We start from the raw sequence: 26,264 nt of genomic DNA on the forward strand, positions 1-26,264 counted from the left end.
CGGGCAGTTGCCTTCACCACTCCCCCGCGACCCTTACGTCACGCACGTGCTGCGCTAGCCTCGGCTGGTCGCCGGCTGGGGGAATCCGGTGAGAGTCCGGAGCTGACGCGCAACGGTAGGGGCCGCCTTTCGCGGTGGTCCGAGCCCGATCACCCGCTCGGAGACGCAGCATGTGCGGAAGCCTGACCACGCGTTCGGGCGGCGACCGCCACGACGGTCCTGGACTCGGCGGCGTCGTCCGCGACGCCCGGCGGCTGCGTCACCGGCGTCACGCCCGCCAGCGGCACGGGCACGGTCACGGCGCTCAACGGCACCGTCAACTCCGTTACGGCGACGTGGAGGTCGAGCCTGGACGGCTCGGCGCTGATCGCCGCCTCGCGCGGCACGACCGTCCACCTCGGTGACACGGTCTACCTGCGTTACGGGAGCTGACCGGCTCCCGCCAGCGGGCGCGCCTCCGCGGCGGTGACCGGTTCCGCCGGTTCGACGCCGTGGAGCGCGTGGGCCAGGACTTCGGCGCCGCGCACGACGCGGGGTCCCGGCCGGTTGAAGTAGGCGGGGCCGTCCAGGACCCACACGCGCCCGTCGCGGACGGCGGGCAGTTCGGCCCATGAGGGGTGGCCGGTCAGCAGGCCGGCCTCCTTCAGGGTGCGCTCGGGCCGGAAGCCGCACGGCAGCAGCACGACCGCTTCCGGCGCGGCTTCCCGCAGCGCGGTCCACTCCATGGGCGCGGTGTGCTCGCCCGGTCGCGCGAGCAGGGGTTCGCCGCCCGCGCAGCGGATCTGTTCCGGTACCCAGTGCCCCGCGGGCCACAGCGGGTCCAGCCATTCGATGGCGGCCACCCGCGGCCGGGGGCGGCCCGCCACCCGCGCCCGTACCGCCGCCAGCCGCTCCTCCAGCTCCGCCGTCCTGCGGGCCGCGGCCTCGGGAACGCCCAGCACGTCACCGACCTGGCGCACGCAGGCGAGCACATCGGGCAGGGTCTTCGGCTCCAGGCTGATCACGCGCGGGCCTTCGCCCTCCAGCACGCGTACGGAGTCGGTGACCGCGCCGTAGGAGACGGCGCACACCCGGCACAGGTCCTGGGTGAGGACCACGTCGGGCGCCAACTCGGCGAGCAGCGCGGTGTCCAGGGTGTAGAGGGAAGAGCCCCGGTGCGCGGCGCCGCCGACGGCCTGCGAGATCTCCCGGCTGCCGAGCGCGTCCGGGTCGAATTCCGCGCCGGTCACCACCGGTACGTCGGCGACCACCTCCGGCGGCCAGTCGCACTCGTGGGTACGGCCCACGAGGGCGTCGCCGAGGCCGAGTTCGACGACGATGTCGGTCGCGGCGGGGAGCAGGGAGACGATGCGCATACGGGGAACGGTAGCCGGGCGGCGGGCGGAGCCGCGGGGGCTCGCGCGGCTGGGGGGAAGCGGAGGACAGGACAAGGCCGGGTGCCACGGGTTGATCGCGGCACCCGGCCTTGGCTCAGGGGGGTTCAGCGGGGTTCAGGGGTCTGCGGCGAGGAGCGTTCAGCCCCAGGGCCCGTGCCCGGCGGAGCCGACGGTCAGCGGTCCGATCGCCAGGCTCGGCCGCCCGCTGGTGCCGTGCACCGCGCCTGCCGGGACCCGGACCGTCACCCCGCCGTTCCCGCGCGGGGTGACGGTGAACGTCCAGGTCGTGCCCGCCGCGCCGACGCCGTTGGCCGTGAGGCCGGTGACGGTGCCGTTGGACACCCGCAGGTCGGCGGCGGTCAGGCCGGTGACCTGCTGGTCGAGGGTGAGCGTCACCGGGATGGGCTTCCCGCGTGTCGCGCTCACCGCCGTGGTGACCAGCGAGCCGGTGGGCGTGTCGCCGACCCGGTACGCGCCGCCGCACACGCCCGTCAGCAGCGGGTCAGCGGTCACGGCCCGGCTGCTTGAGGTGCTGAGCACATGGCAGCCGACGCCGACGCGCACCGCGAGCCTGCCGCCGTCCTGCCGGGTCGCGGTCTGCGCACGGCCGTCCACGTACACCGTCGTGCCCCGGTATCCGTCGGTGACCGGCACGCTCACCGTGGCGACGGAGTTGCCCGGCACCGACACACCGAGGTCGGTGCGGTCGCCGACGCGGTGGAAGGACGCGCCGACCGTGCCCTTGACGGTCGGTGTCGTCACCGAGCCGTACGTCTGGTCGCCCGGCTGCGGACGCACGGTGAAGGTGTCGTAGCCCGGCGTGGACGGCGCGATGCCGTACATGTCGCGCGGGATGACGTACGAGGGGGCGGTGGCCCACGGGTGCGACCACGTCATGTTGCTCTTCTCGGCCGGGTCCCACGCCTCGCCGGTGGCGCCCGCGCCCAGGTCGATCATGTGCAGCCAACTGTTGGTGTCGTGCGAGGTGAGCAGGTCGAGCGCTTCCTGCGCGTGGCCCGCGTTGTACAGCCCCTGGAGCAGGAAGCCCGAGCAGTAGACGCTGCACGCCATGCCGCGCGAGGTGAGGTACGACGCGACCGCGTCGTACTGCTGCCGGCTCGCGGGGACGCCGAAGGCGGCGGGGAACGCGGTCGCCTGGACCGCGAAGTGCCCGGTCGGCTTCATGTCGGCGCTGAGCCCGTCGTCGTACGCGCCCTTGCCTGCGTTGTAGAACGCCGAGTTGAGGGTGGTGCGCAGACGGTCGGCGATGACGGTGAAGTTCGCCGCGTCGGCGCTCTTGCCGAGGGAGGTGGCCAGGACCGCCATCTGCGAGAAGTTGCTGTACGACAGGGCGCCCAGGATGGTGTTCTTCGCGGCGAAGACATAGCCGTCACGGCTGCCCTCGGGCCAGTCCACGATGGCGTCCGACTGGTCGATGGTGCCGAGCGCCGCGTTGTAGTCCTTGCTGAGCAGCTTGGGCACGAGCGCGTCGTACATCCGCTTGACCTGGTCGGTGGAGCCGGTCTGCCGCCAGTTGTCGTAGACGGACGTGATCACGTAGAGCGGCCATTCCTGCGGCCAGGTGCGGTGGTTGGCGAAGTAGTCCATCGAGTAGACGCCGAGTGTCGGGTCGTCGCTGAGGTAGAGGCTCGCCAACTGGTGGATGTAGTTGTCGGATTCGTACGGTCCGCGCTCGCGGGTCCAGGAGTCGACGTAGAAGTTCTGGTTGGTGGTCTCCACGGTGTTCTTGGCGAGCTGCCAGACCGAGACGAGGTCGGGGTCGGACGAGGTGAGCTGGGCGCCGCTCTCGTCGAACGGGTAGACCATGGCGAGGGCTTGGAGATTGTCGGCCGTGACGGGGACGGGCGAGTTGAGGACGTCGAGGTAGCGGAAGACGCGCATGCCCCAGGTGTCGACGCTCTGGGTGCCGCCGCGCAGGGTGACGACGTCCTGGTACTCGTTGCCCGCGCGGAGCTTGTAGCGCACGGTCGTCGGGTCGGACAGTTCCTCGCCGTAGCGGAGGGTGACCTTGCGTCCCGCCGTGCCGGGCAGGGTGAGGTGGACGCCGCCCTGCCAGGTCTGGCCGAAGTCGACGAGGTAGTTCCCGTTGCCCTTGTCGGTGATCTTCACGGGCCGCCTGAGCTGTTCCTGGACCTTGCCGAACGGGGTCGGCCGGAGGTCGGTGAACGCGGTCTTCGCGGTGGCGGCGGTCCACGCGGAGTCGTCGTACCCGTAGCGGCCGAAGCCGTCCGGGTACCGGCTCATCGTGATGTCCTCCTGCGGCATGTTCCAGTAACTGGTCCCGGTGGACTTCGCGGACGGCCAGATGTCCGCACCTGACATGCTCGTCCAGCCGGGTCCTGTGCCGACCGTGCTCGTGCTGCCGTCGGTGTAGCGGATCACCAGATACGCCTGGAAGCGCTGGTCCTTGGTGGTGTACGCGACCGCCGACAGCGCGTGCTCGCCGCCGGACCGCAGCGCTGCCGTCACGTCGAAGCCGTCGTAGCGGGTCTCCTTGTCCAGAGCCTCGGTCGGGCCGAGACCCACGAACCGCCCGTCGAGATACAGCTTGTAGACGTACTGCTTGGCCGCGTCGAAGGAGGAGCCGGTGGCGAAGACGGTGGCCCAGGCGACCTGCTTGGTCCGCTTCCCGCTCTTGTCGAGCGTGAAGTCGTGGCGCAGCAGCGCCCAGTCGTTGGTGGTGTGGGAGCTGAGGCAGTCCGTGCTGGTGCCCACGGCCAGCGCACCGTTCTGCACGGTGCCGCACGGGAAGGGCGCGCCGGTCGCGCCGAAGTCGTTGGCGTAGAGGGTCTTTCCACTGTCGGCCGCCGCCAGGCTGGTGACGGTGACGTCGTCCGCGGTGCCCGTCTCGGTGCCGCCGGTACGAAATCCGATGCCGCCCTCGGCGAAGGCGGTGTCGGTCCTGGTGTCGACGACCTTGCCGTCAAGGAAGGTGGTGAGCGTCGAGCCGACCGCCTCGATGCGGACGTCGTGCGTGGTGCCGACGGCGAGCGTGGTGTTCAGCGGTACGGGCGTGCCCGCGCGGAAGGTGCCGTTGGTCTCGACGTGCGGGACAAGGGTGTTGGGGTTGCTGGTGTCCGACGCCCTGAACTGCCACATGTAGCCGTTGCGGACGTCGGGTGAGCGGAACTTCACCCCGAGCGCGACCTTGGTCACGGTCAGCTTCACGTCGAGACGGTAGTCGGTCCAGGTGTCGACGGCGGGCGGCGCGGACCAGATCGGCGCGCTCGTGCCCCAGGTGGCGCCGGGTCCGGTGCCGAAGGTCGCGGGGGCCGACCACGCGGTGGCCCTGCCGCGCTCGTCCCAGACCCGCACCGACCAGGAGTAGCGCTCGGCGGTGCGCAGGGCGGCGCCGCCGTACGGGATCGCGGTCGCGGCGGCCGAGGCGACCTTCGCGCTGTCCCACACGACCCGGCCGCGGCCCGACTCGCCCTCGGTGACACGGAGTTCGTAGCCGGTCTGGCGGCCGACCCCGGACTGCCAACCGAAGCCGACGGTGCCGGCGGGATCGACGTCCACGGGAGCGGCCAGCGATCCGACCGTCAGGTGGGAGGGCGCGCCGCTGTTCCCCACGCCTGCCTGCTGCCCCGAGCCCTGCGCGCCCGGCGGCGCGGCGCTCGCGGGCCCGGCCAGCGGCTGGACCAGGACCAGGGCCGCGAGGGCCGAGGCCGTGGCCAAGAGGGACACCAGTCTTCGACGCATCGTCACAGTCCGTCCACGGAAAGGGATTGAATCGTTTCACTCCATCTGCTAGTGACGTTACGGACGCGTGAACGGGTGTGTCAAGACTCCTGACGCCGGGAGCCGGTGGGCGTATGCGCCGGTCAAGGAGTCGTGGCACGCGGGCTCGCGGGCCGGGACTCGGGGTGCGGGGAATCGATTCAGAGGGGGTCGAATGGCCGTCGAAGCCGAGGGGAGGGCCGCCCGGCGGCCTTCGGCTCGGGTAGCCGTCGAAACCGCCGGGCGGGTCCGCCCGGCGCGCCTTCGACAGTGCTCGTTCACGATCGAGTCGGTGGGCTGCCGGGCTCGGGCTTCGCCAGGTCGGGCGGGGTGCGGTGAGGCGGGGTCAGCGCTCCCAGGGCCAGGACGCGGAGCGGCCGGACTCCAGGAGGGGGATCATGCCGAAGGCGTGGTCGGTGAGGCCGCCGAAGGTGTGGCGGTTGCCGGTGCCCGAGGGCATGGCGCCCGCCTTGTAGCCGGCCATGTTCCACATGTAGACCGGCACGTTCTTCGGGACGAGGGCGTCGATCTCCGTTTCGCGCATGCCGCCGTGGCCACTTGCGTTGGACGGGAACCAGCCGGGCCTGGTCTGCTCGTCGGTGACCACGACGATCCGGTCGTGGCCGCGGAAGTGGGCCTTGACCGCCGACGGGATGTCGGTGCCGTCGATCCGGCCGAACTTCTCGATCAGGCGCAGGACACTGCCGCCCTTCGGCACGGCGACCGGCCTGCTGCGCATGCCGAACTCGATCAGGGTCGGGGCGGCGGCGCGTACCGCCAGGGCGGCGCCGAAGACCGCGGCCTGCTCGGCCAGGGTGATGTCCGAACTGTTCGGCGTGGAGAAGCCGAAGCCGGGGAACATCGACGGCGAGCGGTCGACCAGGATCAGCGTGCGGCCGGGCAGCGCGGGCACGTTGGCGAGCGAGAGGTTCAGCGCCTTGTCCAGCGCGTGGCCCCAGCGCAGCGATTCGACGTGCTTGTGGGCCGCCCAGAACCGGAACGGGAGCATGCGCGAGCGAGCCACCCGCTCCGGGTCGCAGATCGTGGCCGAGACCTGCGCCGCGGCCTCGTCGGACACCCCGGCGCGGTCGAAATTCCGCAGGTTGCGGACCAGCGCGAAGACACCCATCGACGGGATGACCGTCTCCCACGCGGCCTTGTCCATCGGGCCCTGGAGCCAGCCCGCCAGCGCTTCCCACGTCATGCCCGCGGCGGCGATACGGCTGCTGCCGTCGGGGCCGTCGGTCCGGTCACCGCCACCGAGGAGACCGCGGCGGTTCCCGACCGGCACGGCCATCAGCTCGGCCCGGCCTCGGACGACACGCAGCGCGGCCGGGATGTCGTCGCCGCGGCCGTGACGCCGGTCGATGGCGTGCTTGAACAGGTCGCCCTGCCAGGGCTTGTCGGCGGCAGGCGAGGGGTGGACGAGTTCGAGGACGTCACCGAAGCGGTAGCCCTTGGAATCGGTGTCGTACTTCAGCAACGACCGCTCGCTGTACAGGCGTTGTACGGCGTCGGCAACACCGCGTTTGACGGGCTTGGGGAGTCGGCGGCCGAACGTCGAGGTCCAGTAGGCGAGGAACTCGCCGGGCTCGTCGGGCCGTTGGAGCACCGAGTCGACGACCTGCCGGGAGTAGCCGGGTGCGTCGTTGCGCAGCCGCTCGGCGGTGAACTCCGCGGCGCCGACCAGCGCCGCCGTACGCATGTTGCCGTCGCCGCGCAGCCAGGCCAGGAGCGCGGCCGTCCACCGCGGGTCCTCGATCGCCAGTCGGCGGACCAGCCGCTGGTACCGGTCGTCGCGGTCGCCGCCCTTCTCGTAGAAGGTGTCGGTGCCCACGACGTTGGATATCGCGAGCAGGAAGAGCTCGGACCGCGGGTCGCGCAGGTGGCCGGAGCCGCCCTCCGCCGTCACGGTCCGCTCGCCGGACGTGGTCACGGGCGACGTGACCCGCGGCTTGACGCCGCGCTGATTGAAACGAGACATGGAAGAGTCCCCCCGCGTTGGAGGGGAAGCCCAGCGGGGCGGTGTCCGAGATCAGGGGTCGACGACGGGAACAATGCGCTCTGGGCCGCTGAGCTAAGGGTTTTCACACCCGGTGGGATTCGAACCCACGTCTCACCATGAAGAGTGGAAGTACCCGTTGTCCGCGCACCGGACACCGCCGATGCTGCGCCCCCCGAGATCAGGACGGCCGCGGTTCTGCGGGGTTCGAACCCCGCCCACCGAAGTGGTTCTACCACAAAGAAGTAACCGCGACCTGCGCACCGGGAGGTGCTGTTGTCGATCGTCAGCATAGCCACGTGCCCCGAACGCGCCGACTGATTTACCGGCCGCGCGGGCCGCACCGGCCGCAGTTCGTGGGTCCGTAAACCCATCCGCCCGTGGGTCCGTGAACCCGTAAGCCCGTAAGCCCGTCCGCCCGTCCGCCCGTCCGCCCGTCCGCCCGTGGGTCAGGACAGCACGCGGTGCCGGAAGTTGCGCAGGCCCAGCGTGAGGAAGACGGCGCAGGCGGCGATCAGGACGGGGTAGACGGCGAAGAGCGACATGTGGGTGGACTCGGTGAAAGCGGCGCGCATGCCCTCGGTGATGTAGATGAGCGGGTTGACCAGGACCAGGATCTGGAGCCAGTGGAAGCCGCCGAGGTGGACGAGGGAGAGCTTGGTCCACTGGTAGTAGGTGCCGCCGAGGAAGACCAGGGGCAGGACGACGAAGCCGAACATGACGCCGATGTTCTGCGGCTGGAAGGTGGTGCCGAGCATCAGGCCGAGCGAGGTCATGGCGACGCAGGCGAGCGGGATCAGGGTGACCACGATCCACCAGTGGACGGTGAGATGGGCGTGGACGCCGGGCGCGTGGACGACCGCGGCGATCGGGAAGACGATGACCGCCGAGATCAGGGCCTGGACGGCGCCCGACAGCACGCGGGCGACGGCGACCAGCCAGATCGGGCAGGGCGCCTGCACCCGGTCCTCGATCTCGCGGGTGTAGCCGAACTCCTGCGACATCTGGATCGCGACGGACTGGATGCCCTGGAACATGATGCTGATGGCGACGACGCCGGGCACGAGGACGGTGGCGAAGTCCGACTCCCCCGTCGAGCCCCCGGCGCCGCCGATGCCCTGCCCGATGGTGGGGAAGACGTAGAGGAAGACGAAGACCAGCAGGAACGGCTGGACGAGTGTCCGGGCGACGAACTGCCCGAAGTTCTTCCACAGCACCCGCAGGTCCCGCCGGACGAGCGCGCCGAGGGCGGTACGGCCGGCGGCGGCCACGGACCGGCTCGGCCGTACGGTGACCGGCCGGTGCGTCGGGGACAGCGGCTGCGAGGGTCCGGCCGGTGGTGCGGTCATTCCCTCAGCTCCTTGCCGGTGAGGCTGATGAACACGGTCTCCAGGGAGCTGCGCACGATCGACAGGTCGACCAGTTCGAAGCCGCCCCGCTCGGTGCTGGCGACCACGCGCGGCAGCAGGCGTTCGTCGCCCTGGACCTGGAGTTCGACGCCGCCGTCGACCAGCCGGGTGCGGACGGCGCCCTCGATGTCCCGGGTGAGGCGGGCGGCGAGGGCTTCGTGGTCGCCGCCCGCCAGCACGGTGACGATGGTGTCGGCGCCGACCCCCTGCTTGAGGGCTTCCGGTGTGTCGAGGGCGAGGATCTTCCCGTGGTCGATGATCGCCACCCGGTCGCAGAGCTGGTCGGCCTCTTCCATGTTGTGCGTGGTGAGCACGATGGTCTGGCCGTCGGCGATGAGCCCGGCCAGGATCTCCCACAGCGCGAGCCTGCTCTGCGGATCGAGACCGGCCGTCGGTTCGTCCAGGAAGAGGACGGCGGGGCGGTGCATGATCGCGCGCGCCACCAGCAGCCGCTGCGCCATGCCGCCCGACAGATTGCCCACAGGAGAGGCGGCCCAGCGCGACAGGCTGAAGCGTTCCAACGACTCGTCGGCCAGTTCGCGCGACCGCCCGGCGGAGATCCCGAACAGCAGCCCGTGGTAGTAGAGGTTCTCCCACACCGTCAGCGAGCGGTCCAGGGTGTTCTGCTGCGTCACGACCGCGATGACCTGCTTGGCGAGCGCGGGCTGCGCGACGACGTCGATGTCCCCGACGTACGCCTTCCCGCCGGTGGGGACCACGCGCGTGGCGAGCATGCCGATAGTGGTGGTCTTCCCCGCCCCGTTGGGTCCGAGGAGTCCGAAGAACTCCCCGGCGTAGACCTCGAGGTCGAGGCCGTCGACCGCCATGACGGGTGCCTTGGGATACCGCTTGCTGAGCCCGACCGTACGGATCACCGGGGGCCGGCCACCGCCGGGGCCCGTCCGCTCCACCGCTGCCTCGACCGCCATGTCCCACCTCCCGGCTCCGCTCGACCCGCATGCACGTCCGCCGCCCGGCCCGCGCCCGTCCGCCGCCCGATCGGCGCGCCCCGCCGCTCTCGTCATCGAAACACGCCCCGGCCCGCGCGGCCCGCGACAACGGTCCGACCGGGGGACGTCGGCCGACGCGGGCGGGGGCGTTTATGATGATCGCGAAAAGCGGACCGCCCGCCTCCCGGCGGGGTCCCCGACCGCCGTCGCAGGGGCTCTGAGCGGCCCGAGGAGCCGGGCCGGGGAACAGGACCGGTGCATATGCCCAATGGCCGCGGATTCCCGAAGTGGCAGTACACGGTTGCGAAGAGCCAGTAAAGGACCCATTCGGGAAACTCGTACAGGATTCAAGGGAATGACGGCGTGAATTCATTCATTCTCACACCATCCGGGTGTTCTGAACATTGATCCGGAGGCGGTCAATAGGGGCTCCGGCGGGTCCGGCCGAGGGCCGCGGGCCGGGCGGGCAGGGGGGACAGCGCATGACCGATACCCCACGGGCGGACATACCGGATTCGCAGCCGGAACGTCGCCGTATGTGACGGGGAAAGACGGACAGGACGCTACTTACGGGGAGTGTCGCGACACAAGGCGGCGGCCCGGTGCGCGGCGGGGATCGGCGCCGAAGTGCGGCCCCGAGAGGAAGTCGATGACGCACTCATGTCACACACGCCCCACTCACCCCAGTGGCTCTCTTTGAAATCAACCATGCCGCTATGGACATCTTGATTTGTGCTGCGTCATGAATGAGAATTCGTCCAATTGAGCGGCACGGAGTACACGCAATAGGGCCCGCCGCGCACACCGGGGCCTCGCGCGGCGGGACAGCGCACTCACCCGCTCCGTTACCGACAGTAGCCGGGGGTAAGTCGTTGGAGTTCTGCATACTCGGGCACCTCGAAGTCTCGGCGAACGGGCGCCCGGTGCAACTCGGCGGTGCCCGCGAGCGGACGGTACTGGCGATGTTGCTCCTCGAGGCCGGTCATGTGATCCCGGTGGAACGGCTCATCGACGCCGTGTGGGGCGACGATCCGCCGGCGACCTCGCGTGGGCAGATCCAGATCTGTATCTCCAACCTGCGGCGGCGCATCCTCGCGGGCGGCGGCGAGGACCTGATCGAGACCCGACGGCCCGGCTATCTGCTGCGGGTCCCCGCGGGCACGCTCGACCTGCACCGGTTCGAGGCCGAAGTCCACGAAGGGCAGGCCGCGTTGGCGGCCGGGGACCCGGCCGGGTCGGCCCGCATCCTGCGGGACGCGCTGCAACTGTGGCGCGGTCCCGCGCTCGCCGACGTGGACAGCACGCTGGTGCAGCAGGGAGTGGGGCGGCTCAACGAGCGACGGCTCGCCGTGCTCGGCGAAAGCCTGAAGTCCGGGCTGATCGCGGGTGAACAGCACCGGCTGATCGGCGAATTGACGTCCCTTGCGGCCGAGTATCCGCTGCACGAGCACTTCAGGGCGCTCCTGATGATCGCGCTCTACGCGGCGGGGCGGCAGGCGGAGGCGCTGGACGCGTACCGCAAGGTGCGTGAGGAATTGCAGAGCGAACTGGGCATCGACCCGGGCAGTGAACTGCGCGGCCTGCACCGGGCGATGCTCGCCGGTACGTTCGCGCTGCCGGGCGCGGAGCCGGACGAGACCACGTCGGGGCGTTCGACCAGCCGGGACAGCCGGGACCACGACGGTCAGGGGCGTCAGCCGCAGCACCGCGAAGACCAGCGGCGCGACGACCGGCGGCGCGACGATCAAAGGCACGACGACCCCCGCCGCGACGACTACCGCCGGGACGAACGCCGACGCGACGAGCAGCGCGACGAACACGGGCGGGACGAACACGGGCGGGACGACTACCGCGCGGACGAATACCGGCGCGACGACCCCCGCCGCGATCAGTGGGACCGCGCGGAGCGGGACCGCGACGACCGGTACGCAGACCGGGACGATCCGACGGGCAGCGCGCCCGCGGAGTCGGCCCGGCCGCCCACCTCGGCGGGCGGCCCCATGCCCGGCGCCCGCGCCGACCCGGAGGGCGCCTCGGAGCAGGCGCGCGGCCAGGGCGAAGGACAATCCCCGCACCAGCCGCCGACCGAGGAGCCCAAGCGGCGTGCGCCGAGCCTGCTGCCCGCCGACATCCCGGACTTCACCAGCCGCAGCGAGACCGTGAACGACATCGTGCGGCAGATCGGCGGCGACCAGCGCCACCGCAGCGACCAGGCGGTGCCCGTCTGCGTGATCGTCGGACAGGGCGGCGCGGGCAAGACGACGCTGGCCGTGCACGTCGCGCACCTGCTCACCCAGGACTTCCCCGACGGCCAGCTCTTCGCGCACCTGCGGGTCGGCGACCGTCCGGCGAACCCGTCCGACATCCTGGAGCGCTTCCTGCGGGCGCTCGGTGTCGTCGGCCCCAGCCTGCCCAAATCCCTTGAGGAACGCGCCGAACTCTTCCGCGACCTGGTCAGCGGGCGGCACGTGCTGGTCGTGCTGGACGACGCCATGACGGAGCGTCAGGTCACCTGGCTACTGCCCGGAAGCGCCGACTGCTCGGTGATCGTGACGAGCCGTCAGCGGCTCACCGGTCTGCCCACCGCGGGCCGGGTGGAGATCGGGGCGCTCAGCGAGAGCGGGGCCGCCGCGCTGCTCGCCCGCTACATCGGTGAGGCGCGGGTGGTCGCGGAGGCGGAGAGCGTCACCGAACTCTCCCAGCTCTGCGGCCGGTTGCCGCTGGCGTTACGGATCTCGGCGGCGCGGCTGGCGGCCCGTCCGCACTGGAGCGTCGCCGACCTCGTCGACCGGCTGCTCGACGAGTCCCGCAGGCTGGACGAGTTGAACCACGGTGAGATGCAGGTCAGGGCCAGCATCTCGCTGACGTACGACAGCCTGCCGGACGACGCCCGGCTGCTCTTCCGCCGTCTCGCCCTGCTCGACGTGCCCAACTTCGCGGCCTGGGTGGGCTCCCCCCTGCTCCAGGTCGACGTGCTGCGCGCGCAGGAGGCGCTCGAAGTCCTGGCGGAGGCGTATCTGATCGACGCCACCCCCGGTCCCGGCGGCCATGTCCGCTACAGCTTCCACGACATCATGCGGCCCTTCGCGCAGGAGCGGCTGGCGGAGGAGAGTTCCGAGGAGCGGCTGGGCGCGCTGGAGCGCTGGCTCGGCGCGCTGCTGTCGCTGACCGGTGAGGCGCACCGCCGCGAGTACGCGGGCGGTTATCTGGAACGACGCAGTTCGGCGGAGCGCTGGCGGCTGCCCGACCGTCTGGTGGAGCGGCTGCTGTCCGACCCGCTGGCCTGGTACGAGCAGGAGCGTACGTCGATCGTGGCGGCCGTGCGGCAGGCGGCGGCGGCCGGACTGGTCGAGCACTGCTGGGACCTGGCGCTCAGCTCGGTGACGCTCTTCGAGGCGTACTCGTACTTCGGCAACTGGCGTGAGACGCACGAGATCGCGCTCAAGGCGGCCTGCCGGGCGGGCGATCAGCACGGCGAGGCGGCGATGCGCTACTCACTGGGCTCGCTGCACATGTTCGAGCAGAGCACGGACCCGGCGATGCGGCAGTTCGAGCGGGCGCACACGCTCTACCACGAACTCGGCGACGAGCACGGCGCTGCGCTCGTACTGCGCAACATGGCCTATCTGGACCGGCTGACCGGTGACATCGCGTCGGCGCAGGAGCGGTGGGAGGAGGCGCTGGGCGTCTTCCAGGTCACCGGCGACCGGATCGCCGAGGCGCACGTCCTGCACAACATGGCCCAGGTGCACGTGGACTGCGGTGAAACGGCCACGGCCCTGCGGCTGTTGGAGCGCGCCGAGGCGATCTGCCACGAGGTCGGCAACCGCCGGGTCACCGCTCAGGTGCAGAACCGGCTGGGCGCGCTGCACCTGCGGGTCGGGCGGCTGGACGACGCGCATGTCGCCTACACGCGTGTGCTGGACAGTGTGCGGGTGACCGGCGACAAGGTCGGCGAGTGCTACGCGCTGCTGGGTCTGGCGACGGTCGACCTGCGCCGCGGCGAGCCGGGTTCGGCGCGCGCGATGCTGACCGAGGCGCTCGAACTGGCGGTGCAAGCCGGCGCCCGCATGGTGGAGAGCCGGATCGCACTGGCGCTCGCCGAGGCACTGCTCACCTCGGACGTCGAGGCGGCGCCGGAGTACGTCGAGCGCGCGCTGACCGGCTTCGAGGCGATCGGCGCGACGTTGGACAAGGCGCGCGCGATGGTGCTGCGCGGCCGGGTGCACGCGGCGTCCGGCCGTCCGCAGGGCGCGCGCGCCGACTGGCAGGCGGCGGCGGGCATGCTGACCGGGCTGCGGACGGACAAGGGCGGTGTCGCGCTGGTCGAGGAGGTGCGGCGGCTGCTGCGTACGCTGGCCGACGGGGGCGCCGACGCGGGTGTCGCGGCGGCGCAGCTTCCGGCGGAGGCCGAGCTGCACAGCTGAACGGCCAAGGAGTCGCCGGGGAGTTGGGGGAACGCCAGCTCCCGGCAGGGGGCCTGCCGGGTCGGCGGTGTTTCCGGTCGGCGTGAAGGTGCGGCCGACCGGGCGTCGTGGAGCGGGGGCGCCCGCCGGTGCGGGCAGGGAGAATCCGGGCAGCCGGCAGCACCGGGTGTCACGGGGTGGAAGGCGCCCAGCCGTGTGGGCGGCCCGGGGTCACGGGCGTCATGGTGCGGAGGTACCCGAGAGCGCGGGCGGGTGGGGGTGCCGGATCTCCGACGGTGCGGGATACCCGTGTCGGCACGGGCTTCGTGGGGAGACGATTCGCCGGATCGAACCGGGGCGCCGTGAGAAAGGGCTCATCCGGCCGACCGAGCGGCGGTCGTCGTGGGGTGGAGGCGGGGAAGCGGTGGTGCGCGGTGCGGTGGTACGGGGTGCCGGGCCGCGTGGGCCGCGGCGGAGGTCAGTCCCAGATGGTGTTGTCCGTGGAGGCGGTGGGGGTGGGGGTCGGCTTCGGCGTTCCGCCGTCGACACGTACGACCGAGGTGTGGCCGTTCGTGGACGAGTGCGTCGAGGTGACCGCGACGGCGACGCCGCCCGTGAGGGTGACGAGCAGGGCGGCGGCGGTGATGCTGCGGCGGAAGGCGCGAACCGTCATGATGCCATCTCCAAGTCTGTGGGGCCGCCGGTTCAGGTGTCCCGGTGGCTCGATGACTTCATGGTTCGGTGGACCGCTTTCGGTCCGTCCTCGCCCGGCTATCACGGTCGCTATCACGTCGCTCTCACCCGACCGCCGCAGGTCGGCGGAGGGGTCGGCGCGGCGGTCCGGCTCTCGCCCCGCCCTCGTTTCGCTATCGTCGGGGGCCGCCGGTCCTATCGTCCCGGCCCGCCGGAGCGATGGCGGAACGATAGGGGCATCCCCCAACGTCGTGGCCACCCAGGCGCGACACCGCAAAAGGCGCGCCCGAACCCGGAGGCGGGACCCCGTGAGTCTTTGCGTGCACATCGTGGACAGTGCGTTCGGCGTACCGGCAGCGGACGTCGACGTCCTGCTGCGCCAGCCCGCCGGAGACGACTGGCGTGAGCTGGTGCGCGGGCGCACCGGTCAGGACGGCCGGCTGGCGATGCTCGGTGACCGGAACATCCAGCCGGGCATCTACCAGGTGGTCTGCGACCTGGACGCGTACTACGCCGTCCTCGGCTCGCTGCCCCTGCACCCCCGGGCCATCGTCGAGTTCCGGGTGACCGAGTCCGACGCGGACATCCACCTGCCGATCGTGGTCTCCACGCACTCCTTCCTGAGCTACCGCGGCGCCTGAGGCACCGCGACTACCCCTTGGCGAGGGCCGGTTGACGCGGGAACAGATCGGCTCCCAGCTCCCCCCTCGCCCGTCCGTCGTCCAGCAGGGCGCCGACCGTGGCCTCCGGCTCGGTGGCCGCGCGCAGCGCCCCGAGGGCGATGGTCCGCAGGACGGCGGTGACATCCTCCTCGCCGAGCACGTCGGGGTCGGACCGCAGCGTCAGCTCCACCTGGTGAGCCCCTTCGGCGTTGACCCGGAGATAGAACGGGTGGCCCGCCTCGCGGGCCGGGGGCGTCCAGGTCAGGGACGCCTCGGACGGGACATCGCCCCGGTCCCGCGCCGGTACGGGCGGCGGTGACGATGCCGACGGTACGTCAGCGGGCGGCTCCGGTTCCGCCACGTAGTTGAACCAGCAGTCGTGGACGAAGAGCGAGCCGTCCGGGCCCGGAGCCTCGGCGGCCAGCCGCGCCGCCGCGTCGACGTCGTAACTGCCGTGGCGGTAGGCCAGCAGCGAGCTGAGGTGCGCGCGCTTGAGGAAGCCGGACAGCGGCGCGTCCGGGTCCACCGCGCAGAGCAGCGGCACCAGTTGGTTCATGGTGCTGACGACGGGCTGCCACAGCGGGTCGAAGCGGTTGGCACACATCAGACTCAGCATGATCCGGTTCCGGGAGAGCACTCCGGAAAGGGCCGCGCCGGTCAGCGCGGTCAGAACGCTCTGCGGCGACACCCGGTGTGCGGAGGCGGCGTCCGCGACCAGCGCGGCGAGCCGCGGGGAGCGCAACGTCGCCTGGATGCGGCGCTCGTCGGAACCGGGCGTCCTGGCGGGCAGATTGCTCAGCGGGCCGCCCGACAGGATCTTCTTCCAGTACTTCTCGGCGCCGCGGCGGTGGCCCGCCCAGGCGTCGCCGTGCTGGAGTACGGCCAGCTCGCGCGGCGCGGGCCCCGGACGGCCGTCGGCCGCCGGGTCCCCGCCGCCCCTGGCCGCCAACTCCTTGAGCTGCCTTTCCAGTTCGCGGATCGCCCAGACGTCCACCACCATGTGCGACATCGACACGGCCAGATAGCGGGGGCGGCCCGCGGCGCATATCAGCGTGCCGTGCCAACCGGGGTCGCCGACGACGGGGAAGGGCCGCGCGTACAGCTCCCGCAGCACCCGCGCGCCGTCCTGCGGGGTCACCGACGGCAGGTCCAACCGGTCCAGCCGGAGCGGGACTTCGGGGTGGACGCGCTGGAAGGGCCGGCCGTCGGCATCGGTGTGGAACGTCGTCCGCAGGCTGTCGTGACGGTACGTCAGGACGCGCAGGGCGCGGTCGATCGCGGGCGCCTGAAGTCCCTCGACGTCCCACAGCGCGGGGACGTTCACCTCCATCAGCCGGTCGGTGGCGAAGGTTTCTATCGAGCGCCAGGTCGACAACTGGCCGAAGGTGAGCGGGGCGTCGACGGGCATGGTCCCTCCGTGGCATGAGGTGGGGCACGAGGTGTGGCGTGAACTGGGGGCGCGGCGCGAGGTGAGGCGCCGACGGGGCTTCGGGGCGGCGGTCGGACGGCGGTCGTGCGGCGGTCGTGCGCCGAGAGGCGGTCGGTGGTCGGCGGGCTGGGGGCTGCGGGCCGCGCTACGGGTTCGCGTACGGCCCCTCCCCCCGCGCCCGTCGGCGCGGGGAGGAAGGTGACCAGCTGCGCGGAGCGTGGATCGCGACGGCTCAGCGACAGACGGTGCCGCGCGCGTGGCTCACGGCCGTGCAGACGACCCGGGTGCAGACCACCCGCGTACAGACCACCTTGCGCATTTGCTTCACCTCCTCCCGCTCATCGCTCCTGACGGTTTTCCGGCGGCCCTTTCGCCGCATCACACACTTATTCATGGGGCGCTTCTCCTTGTCCATACGCGCGCGTTGGCATCAAGTTCGCGGTATTCCCTGCCACCGCGTTCGGGGCGAACTTCCTTGACCCGCCAGGGCCGTGGAGTCCACGCTTCTGCCATGCCCGGAACAGCCGGGGCCACCGGTGAAAACCACGCCGGCCGCCCCGGTCGTCATTCCCGGTCCTGAGCAGCGGAACGCGTTTACCGAACCGTCAGGACCCGCGAAGAGAAACACGAAGAAGAAATTCACGGCAATGCGCCGCAGTGCGTGCGATGCCGGGCGATGCGTTCTGGAACAGCCAATCCTCGAAAGGTGGGTCATGTCCGCTCTGACTGAACGGTCCACGGCCGCGGAGCCGGTCGCCGTCATCGGCATGTCCTGCCGGCTGCCCGGCGCGAAGAGCCCCGAGGAGTTCTGGCGGCTGCTGAGCGAAGGCCGCGAAGCGGTCGGCGAGGCCCCGGCGGACCGGCGCCAGGCGGACGGTACGGCGGGATCGACGGCGGACGGTGCCGCGGACGGCACGGGCCGGGCCAGGCGCGGCGGATACATCGCCGACGTGGACCGTTTCGACGCCGCCTTCTTCGGCCTGTCCCCGGCCGAGGCCGCGGCGATGGACCCGCAGCAGCGGCTCGTCCTGGAGCTGGCGTGGGAGGCGATCGAGCACGCCCGGATCGTCCCCTCGACCCTGCACGGCACGGCGGCCGGAGTCTTCATCGGCGCCATCACCGGCGACTACGCGCTGGTCCACGACCGGCTCGGCGGCCAGGGGATCAGCAGGCACAGCGTCACCGGCACCCACCGCAGCATCATCGCCAACCGGGTCTCGCACCTGCTCGGCCTGCGCGGCCCCAGCCTCACCGTCGACTCCGGCCAGTCCTCCGCCCTGGTCGCCGTGCGGCTGGCCTGCGAGGAGCTGCGCCGCGGTACCGCGCGGACGGCGCTGGCGGGCGGTGTGAACCTGAATCTGCTCGGCGAGAGCGACCGGGCCCTGGAGCGCTTCGGCGCCCTGTCCCCCGACGGCCGCTGCCACACCTTCGACGGCCGGGCCAACGGTTACGTACGCGGCGAGGGCGGCGGTGTGGTGCTCCTCAAGCCGCTGTCGGCCGCGCTCGCCGACGGCGACACCGTGCACTGCGTCATCCTCGGCGGCGCCGTCAACAGCGGCACCGGAGAGCACCTGACCGTCCCCGACCCCGAGGCGCAGCGCGAGGTCGTCCGGCTGGCCTGCCGCGACGCGGGAGTCGCGCCCGCCGAGATCGCCTACGTGGAGCTGCACGGCACCGGTACGGCGGTCGGCGACCCGATCGAGGCGGCCGGTCTCGGGGCCTCGCTGGAGACCGAGTCCCGGGTCGCGCACGGCGCCCCGCCGCTGCTGGTCGGCTCGGCCAAGACCAACGTCGGCCACCTGGAGGGCGCGGCCGGCATCGTCGGCCTGCTGAAGGTGGCGCTCAGCATCGGCCACCGCACGCTCCCGCCCAGCCTGAACTTCACCTCGCTCCACCCGGCCATCGCGGCCGAGCAGCAGGGCATCGAGGTGGTCACCGCCGCCCGTCCGTGGCCCGGCTCCCCCGACAGCCGCCCGACCGCGGGCGTCAGCGCCTTCGGTATGGGCGGTACCAACTGCCACCTGATCGTGGCGGCGGCGCCCGAGACCGTGCCGAACGAGACCGTGCCGAACGAGACCGTCGCGCCCGAGACCGTGGCGGACGACAGCCCCGAGGTCCGCCGCGACTCCGACGCCGACGCGGCCCCGACCACCCCCTGGCTCCTCTCGGCCCGCTCCCCGCGCGGCCTGACCGCCCAGGCGGACCGGCTCGCCGCCCACCTCGCCACGCGCCCCGACGTACCGGCGCGGGACGTCGCGCTGTCCCTGCTGCGCACCCGCTCGGCCTTCGACCACCGCGCCGTCGTCCTCGGCGCGGGCCGCCCCGAACTGGACATGCTCCTGGGCGAGTTGGCGGCGGGACGACCCCACAGCGAGGTCATCACCGGGCACACCGCGACCGGCGGCGTGGGATTCGTCTTCCCGGGCCAGGGCTCCCAGTGGTGGGGCATGGCGCGCGAACTGCTGGAGATCGAGGGCCCGTTCGCCGACCGGATCGCCGAGTGCGCCCGCGCGCTGGCCCCGTACACCGACTACGACTTGGTGGACGTGGTGCGCGGTGCGCCCGGCGCGCCCGGCTTCGAGCGGCTCGACGTGGTGCAGCCGGCGCTGTGGGCCGTGATGGTCTCGCTCGCCGAGGTGTGGCGCGCGGCCGGGGTCGAACCGGACTTCGTCATCGGCCACTCGCAGGGCGAGATCGCCGCCGCGACCGTCATCGGCGCGCTCTCCCTGGACGACGGGGCCCGCGTGGTGGCCCTGCGCAGCCAGGTGCTGCTCCAGGTCACCGGCGGCCGGATGCTGTCGGTGTCCGCGCCGCTCGGCATGGTCGAGGAACGGCTGGCGGCCTACGGGTCGGCGACCCTCAGCGTGCTCAACAGCCCCACCTCCGCGGTCGTCTCCGGCCCGCTGGACACGCTCACCGAGCTGGCCGCGGGCTTCGACGCCGACGGCTTCCGCACCAAGGTCCTCAAGATCGACTACGCCTCGCACTCCCCCGCCGTGGAAGTCATCCGCGAGCAGGTGCTCGACGTGCTCGCACCGGTCCGGCCGGTCGCCGTCGACACCCCCTTCTACTCCTCGCTGACCGGCGGCCGGGTCGAGGACACCTCGGAGCTCGACGGCGACTTCTGGTACCGCAATCTGCGCCACGCCGTCCGCTTCACCGAAGCCACCCGCTCCGCGCTCGCCGACGGCAACGGCCTGTTCGTCGAGTGCAGCCCGCACCCGGTGCTGCGGCACGCGATCGAGGAGACCGCGGAGGAGGCGGGCCACGAGGCCGCCTCCGTGCCCACCCTGCGCCGCGAGGAGGGCGGCCCCGCGCAGGTGCTGCGCGCCCTCGCCGGTGCCTACGTACACGGCGCCGACGTCGACTGGACGCCCGCCGCGGCCGTACCGGGAGCCCGTACGACGGACCTGCCCACGTACGCCTTCCAGCGCGAGCGGCACTGGCTGGGCGGGGCGCCGATCCTCGGCGCGGCGGCCGGTCCCGGTGTCGCCGGCACCGCAGGACCGTCGGACGCGGCCCCGGCGCCCGTGGGGGTCCGCACTCCCGAGGCCGTACGCGATCTGGTCACCGCGAGCACCGCCGCGGTCCTCGGGCACGCGGACGGCAGCGCGATCGACCCGCGCCGCAGCTTCAAGGACCTCGGCCTGGACTCCCAGGGCACCGTCGAGCTGCGCAACCGGCTCAAGGACGCCACCGGTCTGAAACTGCCGACGACGCTGCTCTTCGAATTCCCGACGCCGAAGCGGCTGGCCGAGCGACTGGCCGAGCTGACAGCGCGGTCGACGCCGCAGACGCCGGAGGAGGACGGCGCGGACGTGCGGCCCGCCCCCAACAGCGTGACCAGCGACGGCACTTCTACCGGCACCGCTGCCGACACCGGTACGTCCGCCGGTTCCACCGTCGACCCCGACGCACCCGAGCCGATCGCCGTCGTCGCCATGAGCTGCCGCTACCCCGGCGGGGTCAGTACCCCGGAGGAGCTGTGGCAGCTCGTCGCGGACGGCACCGACGCGGTCACCGGGCTGCCCGCCGACCGCGGCTGGGACCTGGACGCGCTGCTCGGCGCGGGCCCCGACCGGCCCGGCGCCCTGACCACCGTCGGCGGCGGATTCCTGCACGAGGCGCCGGAATTCGACGCCGCCTTCTTCGGCATCAGCCCCCGCGAGGCGCTCGCCATGGACCCGCAGCAGCGGCTGCTGCTGGAGACGTCGTGGGAGGCCGTCGAGCGGGCGGGCATCGACCCGGCCACGCTCGCCGGGCAGCCGGTCGGCGTCTTCTTCGGCTCGATGGCCTCCGACTACGGCCCCCCGCTGCACCGGCCGAACGGCGGCGGTGACGGCCACCTGCTCACCGGTACGGCGCTCAGCGTCATCTCCGGCCGGGTCGCGTACACCCTCGGCCTGCGCGGCCCCGCGCTGACCGTCGACACGGCCTGCTCGTCCTCCCTGGTCGCCCTGCACCTGGCGGTCCGCGCCCTGCGCGGCGGCGAGTGCCCGATGGCGCTCGCGGGCGGCGTGACGGTGATGTCGACACCCGGCAATCTGGTGGAGTTCAGCAGGCAGCACGGACTCGCCGCGGACGGCCGGGCCAAGGCGTTCTCGGCCGACGCGGACGGCACGTCCTTCTCCGAGGGCGCGGGGGTGCTGCTGCTGGAGAAGCTCTCCGACGCCCGCCGCAACGGCCACCCGGTGCTCGCCGTCATCCGCGGCACCGCCGTCAACCAGGACGGTGCGAGCAACGGCCTCACCGCGCCCGACGGACAGGCCCAACGCGCCCTCGTACGGCAGGCGTTGGCCGACGCGCGGCTCACGGCCGACGACGTCGACGCCATCGAGGCGCACGGCACCGGCACCTCCCTCGGCGACCCCGTCGAGGCCAACGCGCTGATCGACACCTACGGCAGGGCGCCGGGCGGTGGCGACCCCGTCGCCGCGCGACCGGTCTGGCTCGGCTCGGTGAAGGCCAACATCGGTCACACGCAGGCCGCCGCGGGTGTGGCGGGCGTCATCAAGATGGTGCAGGCGCTGCGCCACGAGACGCTGCCGCGCACGCTGCACGCCGACGAGCCCACGCCGCGCGCCGACTGGGAGGCGGGACGGATCAGGCTCCTCACCGAGCAGCGGGCCTGGCCGCGCGGGGAGCGGGTCCGCAGGGCCGCCGTCTCCTCCTTCGGCATCAGCGGCACCAACGCCCACGTCGTCGTGGAGGAACCGGCCGCCGCCGACCTCCCCGCCCAGCGGACGGACCGTCAGGACACCCCTGCACAGAGCCTGTTGGCGTGGCCGGTCACCGCCCGCACCCCCGAGTCGCTGCGGCACCAGGCCCAGCGGCTGACCGGTGCCGTCGCCGGCAGGCGTCCCGAGGACGTCGCCCGCACGCTGGCCGGCCGTACCGTCTTCGAGCAGCGCGCCGTCGTCCTCGGCGCCGGAACCGACGAGCTGATCGCGGGGCTGCGCGCCCTCGCCGACGGCGACCCGGCCGGCCCCGGCACCGTCTCCGGTACGGTCAGGGGCCGCGCCCGTACGGCGCTGCTCTTCACCGGGCAGGGCGGTCAGCGGCTCGGCATGGGACGCGAACTGCACGCCGCCTTCCCGGTGTTCGCGGCGGCGTACGACGAGATCTGCACGGCCTTCGACCCCTACCTCGACCGCCCGCTGCGCGAGGTGCTGTGGGCCGAGCCCGACGGACCCGACGCGGTCCTGCTGGACGAGACCCGCTACACCCAGCCCGCGCTTTTCGCCTTCGAGACGGCCGCGTGGCGGCTGCTGCGCTCCCTCGGCGTCGAGGCCGACGTCGTGGCGGGGCACTCGGTCGGCGAGTACGCGGCGGCCTGCGCGGCCGGGGTGTGGCAACCGGCCGACGCCGTACGGCTGGTGGCCGCGCGCGGCCGGCTCATGCAGGAACTCCCGCGCGGCGGAGCGATGTTCGCCGTCGCCGCGAGCGAGGAGGAGATCCGCGGCACGCTGGCGGAGCCGCGGTACGCGGCGCGGGCCGTGGGCCTGGCCGCCGTCAACGGCCCGCTGAGCTGCGTGATCTCCGGCGAGGAGCAGACCTGCGAGGCCATCGCGCGGCGGTGGGCAGACGCGGGGCGCCGCACCAAGCGGCTCACCGTCAGCCACGCCTTCCACTCGCCGCTGATGGACCCGATGCTCGACGCCTTCCGGCGGGAGATCGCCGCGACCACCCTCGCCGAACCCCAACTCCCTTACGAGGCCGCCCTGGGCGCCGACCGCTCCTGGACCGACCCCGCTTACTGGGTGGACCAGATCCGGGACACGGTGCTCTTCGCGCCGGTCGTGGACCGGCTGGCCGCCGCCGGTACCGGCGTGCTGTTCGAGGTCGGACCGCAGGCGGTGCTCACCCCGATGGCCCGCGAAAGCCTGGCCGGTCGGCCCGGCAGCGTCGTACCGCTGGTCCGGCGCGGCCGGGACGAACAGGACGCGCTCCTGCGGGGCCTGGCCGAGGCGTTCGCCGCCGGAGCCACCGTCGACTGGGCCGCCACCGCGGCGGACGGCGCCCGTACCGAGTTGCCCACCTACGCCTTCGACCGGCGCCGCTTCTGGCTCACCGACGCGGGGCCCGACGCGGGCTCGACCGCCCGCACCTCGCTGCTGCGCCGCGCGACCACCGTCGCGGCCGACGGCGGCCACCTGCTCGGCGGACGGCTCTCGCTGCGCTCCACGCCGTGGCTGGCCGACCACGCCATCGGCGGCACCGCCGTCGTCCCCGGTACGGCGCTGGTCGAATGCGCTCTCCAGGCGGCGGAGTTGGCCGGGGCCGAGGCGGTCGGCGGACTCACCCTGCTCACCCCGCTGGTCCTGCCGCCGCTGGGCGCGGTCGAGGTCCAGGTCGCCGTCGGCGGCGAGGACGCGGACGGGCGGCGCGCGCTGACCGTGCACGCCAGGCCCGCCGACGACACCGACGCGCCGTGGACGGCGCACGCCACCGGCCACCTGACGGCCTCGGCCGACGCCGCCCCCGACGACGGCTGGGCCGCGGTCTGGCCGCCGGCCGGCGCCGAGACGGTCGACCTCACCGACGTGTACGGGCGGCTCGCCGCCGCGGGTTACGGCTACGGCCCCGCCTTCCAGGGCCTCACCGGCGCCTGGCGTGCGGGTGACGACCTCTACGCGGAGGTCCGGCTGCCCGAGGACGTACGGTCCGCCGCGGCCGACTTCACCGTGCACCCGGCCCTGCTCGACGCCGCCCTGCACATCCTCGTCCTGGAGGCCAGGAACGCCTCGTCGGCGGGCCGCCCTGTCCCCTTCTCCTTCACGTCCGTCACCGTCCCCGCGCCCGGAACCGACGCCCTGCGCGTACGGCTCACCGCGAGCGACGCCTCCGGCGACGGCACCCGGATGTCCCTGTCCGACACGGCGGGACGCCCGGTGGGCGAGGTGACGGTGAGCATGCGCAACGCCCCTGAGGGCTTCGGCCTCACGGCGACCTCGGCCCCCAAGGACATCGGCCTGTACGACATCGCCTGGGTCCCGGCCGCCGCGTCCCCGGCCCCGTCCTCCGAGGACTCAGCGGCCTGGGCGGTACTGGGCTCCGACGCCGCCGAACCCGTGGCCGCGGCTCTGCGCTCCTCCGGCCGCCCTGCCTCGGTACTCGCCGACCTCGACACCCCCCGCACGGGCGCGGCCCCGGCCGTCCTGGTCATCCCCGCACCCGAGGGCCCGACGCCCAAGGGCCCGACGCCCAAGGGCCCGACGTCCGAGGGCCCGACGTCCGAGGAACCGGCAGCGTCCGGCGACCTCCCCTCGACCGTGCGCCGCGTCCTCGCGGACACCCTCGATCTCGTACGGCGACGCGTCGCCGACCCCGAACTGGCCGGCACCCGGCTGCTCTTCCTCGCCGACCCCGACTCGCTGACCGGCGGCCCGCTCTGGGGCCTGATCAGGTCGGCCCAGACCGAGCACCCCGACGCCTTCGCCCTGGCCGACGCGAGCGGTACGGCGCCGGACGAATGGCCGCTGCTGGCAGCCGCGTTGCACCAGGCGGAGCCCCAGACGGCCGTCCGCGACGGCGCCCTGCTGGTCCCCCGGCTCGCCCTCCGCGAGACCGAGACCCACACCGGCACCAGCACCGGCACCGGCACCGAGCCGGTCGACAGCGCGCGAACCATGGACACCCCGGACACCGGAAGCGCCCTCGGCACCGGCACGGTCCTGATCACCGGCGGTACCGGCGGACTCGGCGCGCGCCTCGCCGCGCACCTCGTGGCACGGCACGGCGTGCGGGACCTGCTCCTGGTCTCGCGGCGCGGCCCGGCGGCCGAAGGGGCAGACGAGCTGGTCGCCGCGCTCGAAGCGCGCGGCGCGGCCGTACGGGTCGCGGCGTGCGACGTGGCGGACCGGACGGCGCTGACCGCCGTGCTGGACTCGATCGCGGACGACAAGCCGCTGACCGCGGTGGTGCACACCGCGGGCGTGCTCGACGACGGCGTGGTCGCGCGGCTCGACGGTGAGCGGCTGGGGAATGTGCTGCGGCCCAAGGCGGACGCGGCGTGGCTGTTGCACGAGGTGACCGCGGACCTGCCGCTGGCGGCGTTCGTCCTGTACTCGTCCGTGGCGGGCGTGCTCGGGACCGCGGGGCAGGCGGGCTACGCCGCCGCCAACGGCTTCCTGGACGCGCTGGCCGTCCACCGCAGGGCGGCGGGGCTGCCCGCGACCTCGGTCGCGTGGGGCCTGTGGTCCGCGGAGGCCGGGATGGCCACGGCGCTGAGCGCGGTGGACCAGGCGCGGCTGGCACGGATCGGCACGCTGCCGCTCGGCCAGGAGGAGGGTCTGGCGCTCTTCGACGCGGCGCTGACCGCCGACCTGGCGGGCGGCCGTACGGTGGCGGCCCGTTGGGACCTGACCGGACTGCGGGCCCGCGCGGCCTCCAGCGGGTCACCCGTACCGCCGCTGCTGCGCGGCCTGGTGCCGGCGCCGCGCCCGGCCCGCAGGACGGCCTCCGTCCGGCCCGCCGCCGCGTCCGGTGCGACGGCGCCCGCGCCCGCCGCGGGTCAGGGCGGGCTCGCCGGGAAGCTGGCCGGGCTCGACCGGGAGGCGGCGCACGCGGTGCTGCTCGACCTGGTCAGGGAGCGCGCCGCGCTCGTCCTCGGGCACGACAGGGCCGACCGGATCGAGGTCGACCGGCCGTTCACGGAGCTGGGCTTCGACTCGCTGGCCGCGGTGGAACTCCAGGAGGGCCTGGGCCGGATGACCGGCGTGCCGCTCCCGGCGACGCTGACCTTCGACCACCCGACCGTCGCGGACGTGGCGGCCCGGCTCGCCGCGGACTTCGCACCGGCCGAGCCCGTACCGGCGGGCGACCGGCTGTGGGGCACCCTCGGCGACGCGCTGTCCGCGCTGCTCGACGGCGGCGCCGCGGCCGAGGGCCCGGCCGACCCCGACGAGCGCGACCGCACCGAGGCACTGCTCCATGCGGCGCTGAGCCGGCTGCGCGACGGCGGCGAGGGACCGGGGCGGCTCCTGAGCCCGGTACTGCCCGGCGGCGGCCTCGAAACCGTCTCGGACGAGGACCTCTTCGACTTCATCGACAACCAACTCTGACATTCGCGACAACCCGACTTCGTACTGGAGGAC

General features: G+C 73.0%; 11 protein-coding genes and 1 riboswitch. Of the genes, 3 read left to right on the forward strand and 8 right to left on the reverse strand.

Features of this window, described 5'->3' with window-relative positions:
• Positions 1–34 precede the first annotated feature (34 nt).
• A riboswitch (cobalamin riboswitch) is annotated at positions 35–176 on the forward strand.
• The 6 genes from ACFZBB_RS08375 to ACFZBB_RS08400 form a co-directional block, all read right to left on the reverse strand.
• Positions 150–386: a hypothetical protein gene (locus tag ACFZBB_RS08375; protein WP_391119092.1), complete on the reverse strand. Its 237-nt coding sequence runs from the start codon at positions 384–386 to the stop codon at positions 150–152. Its footprint overlaps the riboswitch before it by 27 nt.
• 33 nt (positions 387–419) lie before the next feature.
• Positions 420–1,355: an ABC transporter substrate-binding protein gene (locus ACFZBB_RS08380; RefSeq protein WP_391119094.1), complete on the reverse strand. Its 936-nt coding sequence runs from the start codon at positions 1,353–1,355 to the stop codon at positions 420–422.
• A 159-nt stretch (positions 1,356–1,514) separates the two neighbouring features.
• On the reverse strand, positions 1,515–5,075 hold the full coding sequence (locus ACFZBB_RS08385) for a family 78 glycoside hydrolase catalytic domain (protein ID WP_391119096.1): 3,561 nt from the start codon (positions 5,073–5,075) through the stop codon (positions 1,515–1,517).
• Between the two features lie 388 nt (positions 5,076–5,463).
• Positions 5,464–7,101 carry a TROVE domain-containing protein gene (locus ACFZBB_RS08390; protein ID WP_391119098.1) on the reverse strand — a complete coding sequence of 546 codons (1,638 nt, stop codon included), beginning with the start codon at positions 7,099–7,101 and terminating at the stop codon, positions 5,464–5,466.
• A 467-nt stretch (positions 7,102–7,568) separates the two neighbouring features.
• Positions 7,569–8,468: an ABC transporter permease gene (locus ACFZBB_RS08395; RefSeq protein WP_391119100.1), complete on the reverse strand. Its 900-nt coding sequence runs from the start codon at positions 8,466–8,468 to the stop codon at positions 7,569–7,571.
• Positions 8,465–9,457 (reverse strand): ATP-binding cassette domain-containing protein, encoded by a 993-nt coding sequence (locus ACFZBB_RS08400; RefSeq protein WP_391119103.1) that lies wholly within the window; start codon positions 9,455–9,457, stop codon positions 8,465–8,467. The genes ACFZBB_RS08395 and ACFZBB_RS08400 overlap by 4 nt, the downstream gene beginning before the upstream one ends.
• 767 nt (positions 9,458–10,224) lie before the next feature.
• Between ACFZBB_RS08400 and ACFZBB_RS08405 the strand changes: the two genes are divergently transcribed.
• On the forward strand, positions 10,225–13,905 hold the full coding sequence (locus tag ACFZBB_RS08405) for a BTAD domain-containing putative transcriptional regulator (protein ID WP_391119105.1): 3,681 nt from the start codon (positions 10,225–10,227) through the stop codon (positions 13,903–13,905).
• Between the two features lie 457 nt (positions 13,906–14,362).
• Here ACFZBB_RS08405 and ACFZBB_RS08410 read toward each other — a convergent pair whose 3' ends face one another.
• Positions 14,363–14,557, reverse strand: a complete 195-nt coding sequence (locus ACFZBB_RS08410) for a hypothetical protein (protein WP_188281614.1) — start codon at positions 14,555–14,557, stop codon at positions 14,363–14,365.
• A gap of 52 nt (positions 14,558–14,609) precedes the next feature.
• Between ACFZBB_RS08410 and ACFZBB_RS08415 the strand changes: the two genes are divergently transcribed.
• The gene (locus ACFZBB_RS08415; protein ID WP_391119107.1) at positions 14,610–15,218 is read left to right on the forward strand and encodes a hydroxyisourate hydrolase; all 609 of its coding nucleotides are present in this window, start codon (positions 14,610–14,612) and stop codon (positions 15,216–15,218) included.
• A 10-nt stretch (positions 15,219–15,228) separates the two neighbouring features.
• Here ACFZBB_RS08415 and ACFZBB_RS08420 read toward each other — a convergent pair whose 3' ends face one another.
• Entirely contained in the window at positions 15,229–16,647 is a 1,419-nt protein-coding gene (locus tag ACFZBB_RS08420) for a condensation domain-containing protein (RefSeq protein ID WP_391119109.1), read from the reverse strand.
• Between the two features lie 734 nt (positions 16,648–17,381).
• On the opposite strand from ACFZBB_RS08420, the gene ACFZBB_RS08425 reads away from it, so the two are divergent.
• A complete protein-coding gene (locus tag ACFZBB_RS08425; protein ID WP_391119111.1) occupies positions 17,382–26,231 on the forward strand; it encodes an SDR family NAD(P)-dependent oxidoreductase in 8,850 nt (2,949 codons plus the stop codon).
• Positions 26,232–26,264: the final 33 nt, after the last annotated feature.

It is taken from the genome of Streptomyces sp. NPDC008139, from assembly GCF_042957025.1.
In the GTDB taxonomy this organism is placed as follows: Bacteria; Actinomycetota; Actinomycetes; order Streptomycetales; family Streptomycetaceae; genus Actinacidiphila.

Bases quoted from the DNA above. Each gene is read 5' to 3' on its own strand.
- ACFZBB_RS08410 (WP_188281614.1), bottom strand. From the start codon at position 14,557: ATGACGGTTCGCGCCTTCCGCCGCAGCATCACCGCCGCCGCCCTGCTC.
- ACFZBB_RS08395 (WP_391119100.1), bottom strand. From the start codon at position 8,468: ATGACCGCACCACCGGCCGGACCCTCGCAGCCGCTGTCCCCGACGCAC.
- ACFZBB_RS08415 (WP_391119107.1), top strand. From the start codon at position 14,610: ATGACTTCATGGTTCGGTGGACCGCTTTCGGTCCGTCCTCGCCCGGCT.
- ACFZBB_RS08400 (WP_391119103.1), bottom strand. From the start codon at position 9,457: ATGGCGGTCGAGGCAGCGGTGGAGCGGACGGGCCCCGGCGGTGGCCGG.
- ACFZBB_RS08380 (WP_391119094.1), bottom strand. From the start codon at position 1,355: ATGCGCATCGTCTCCCTGCTCCCCGCCGCGACCGACATCGTCGTCGAA.
- ACFZBB_RS08425 (WP_391119111.1), top strand. From the start codon at position 17,382: ATGTCCGCTCTGACTGAACGGTCCACGGCCGCGGAGCCGGTCGCCGTC.
- ACFZBB_RS08390 (WP_391119098.1), bottom strand. From the start codon at position 7,101: ATGTCTCGTTTCAATCAGCGCGGCGTCAAGCCGCGGGTCACGTCGCCC.
- ACFZBB_RS08405 (WP_391119105.1), top strand. From the start codon at position 10,225: ATGAGAATTCGTCCAATTGAGCGGCACGGAGTACACGCAATAGGGCCC.
- ACFZBB_RS08420 (WP_391119109.1), bottom strand. From the start codon at position 16,647: ATGCCCGTCGACGCCCCGCTCACCTTCGGCCAGTTGTCGACCTGGCGC.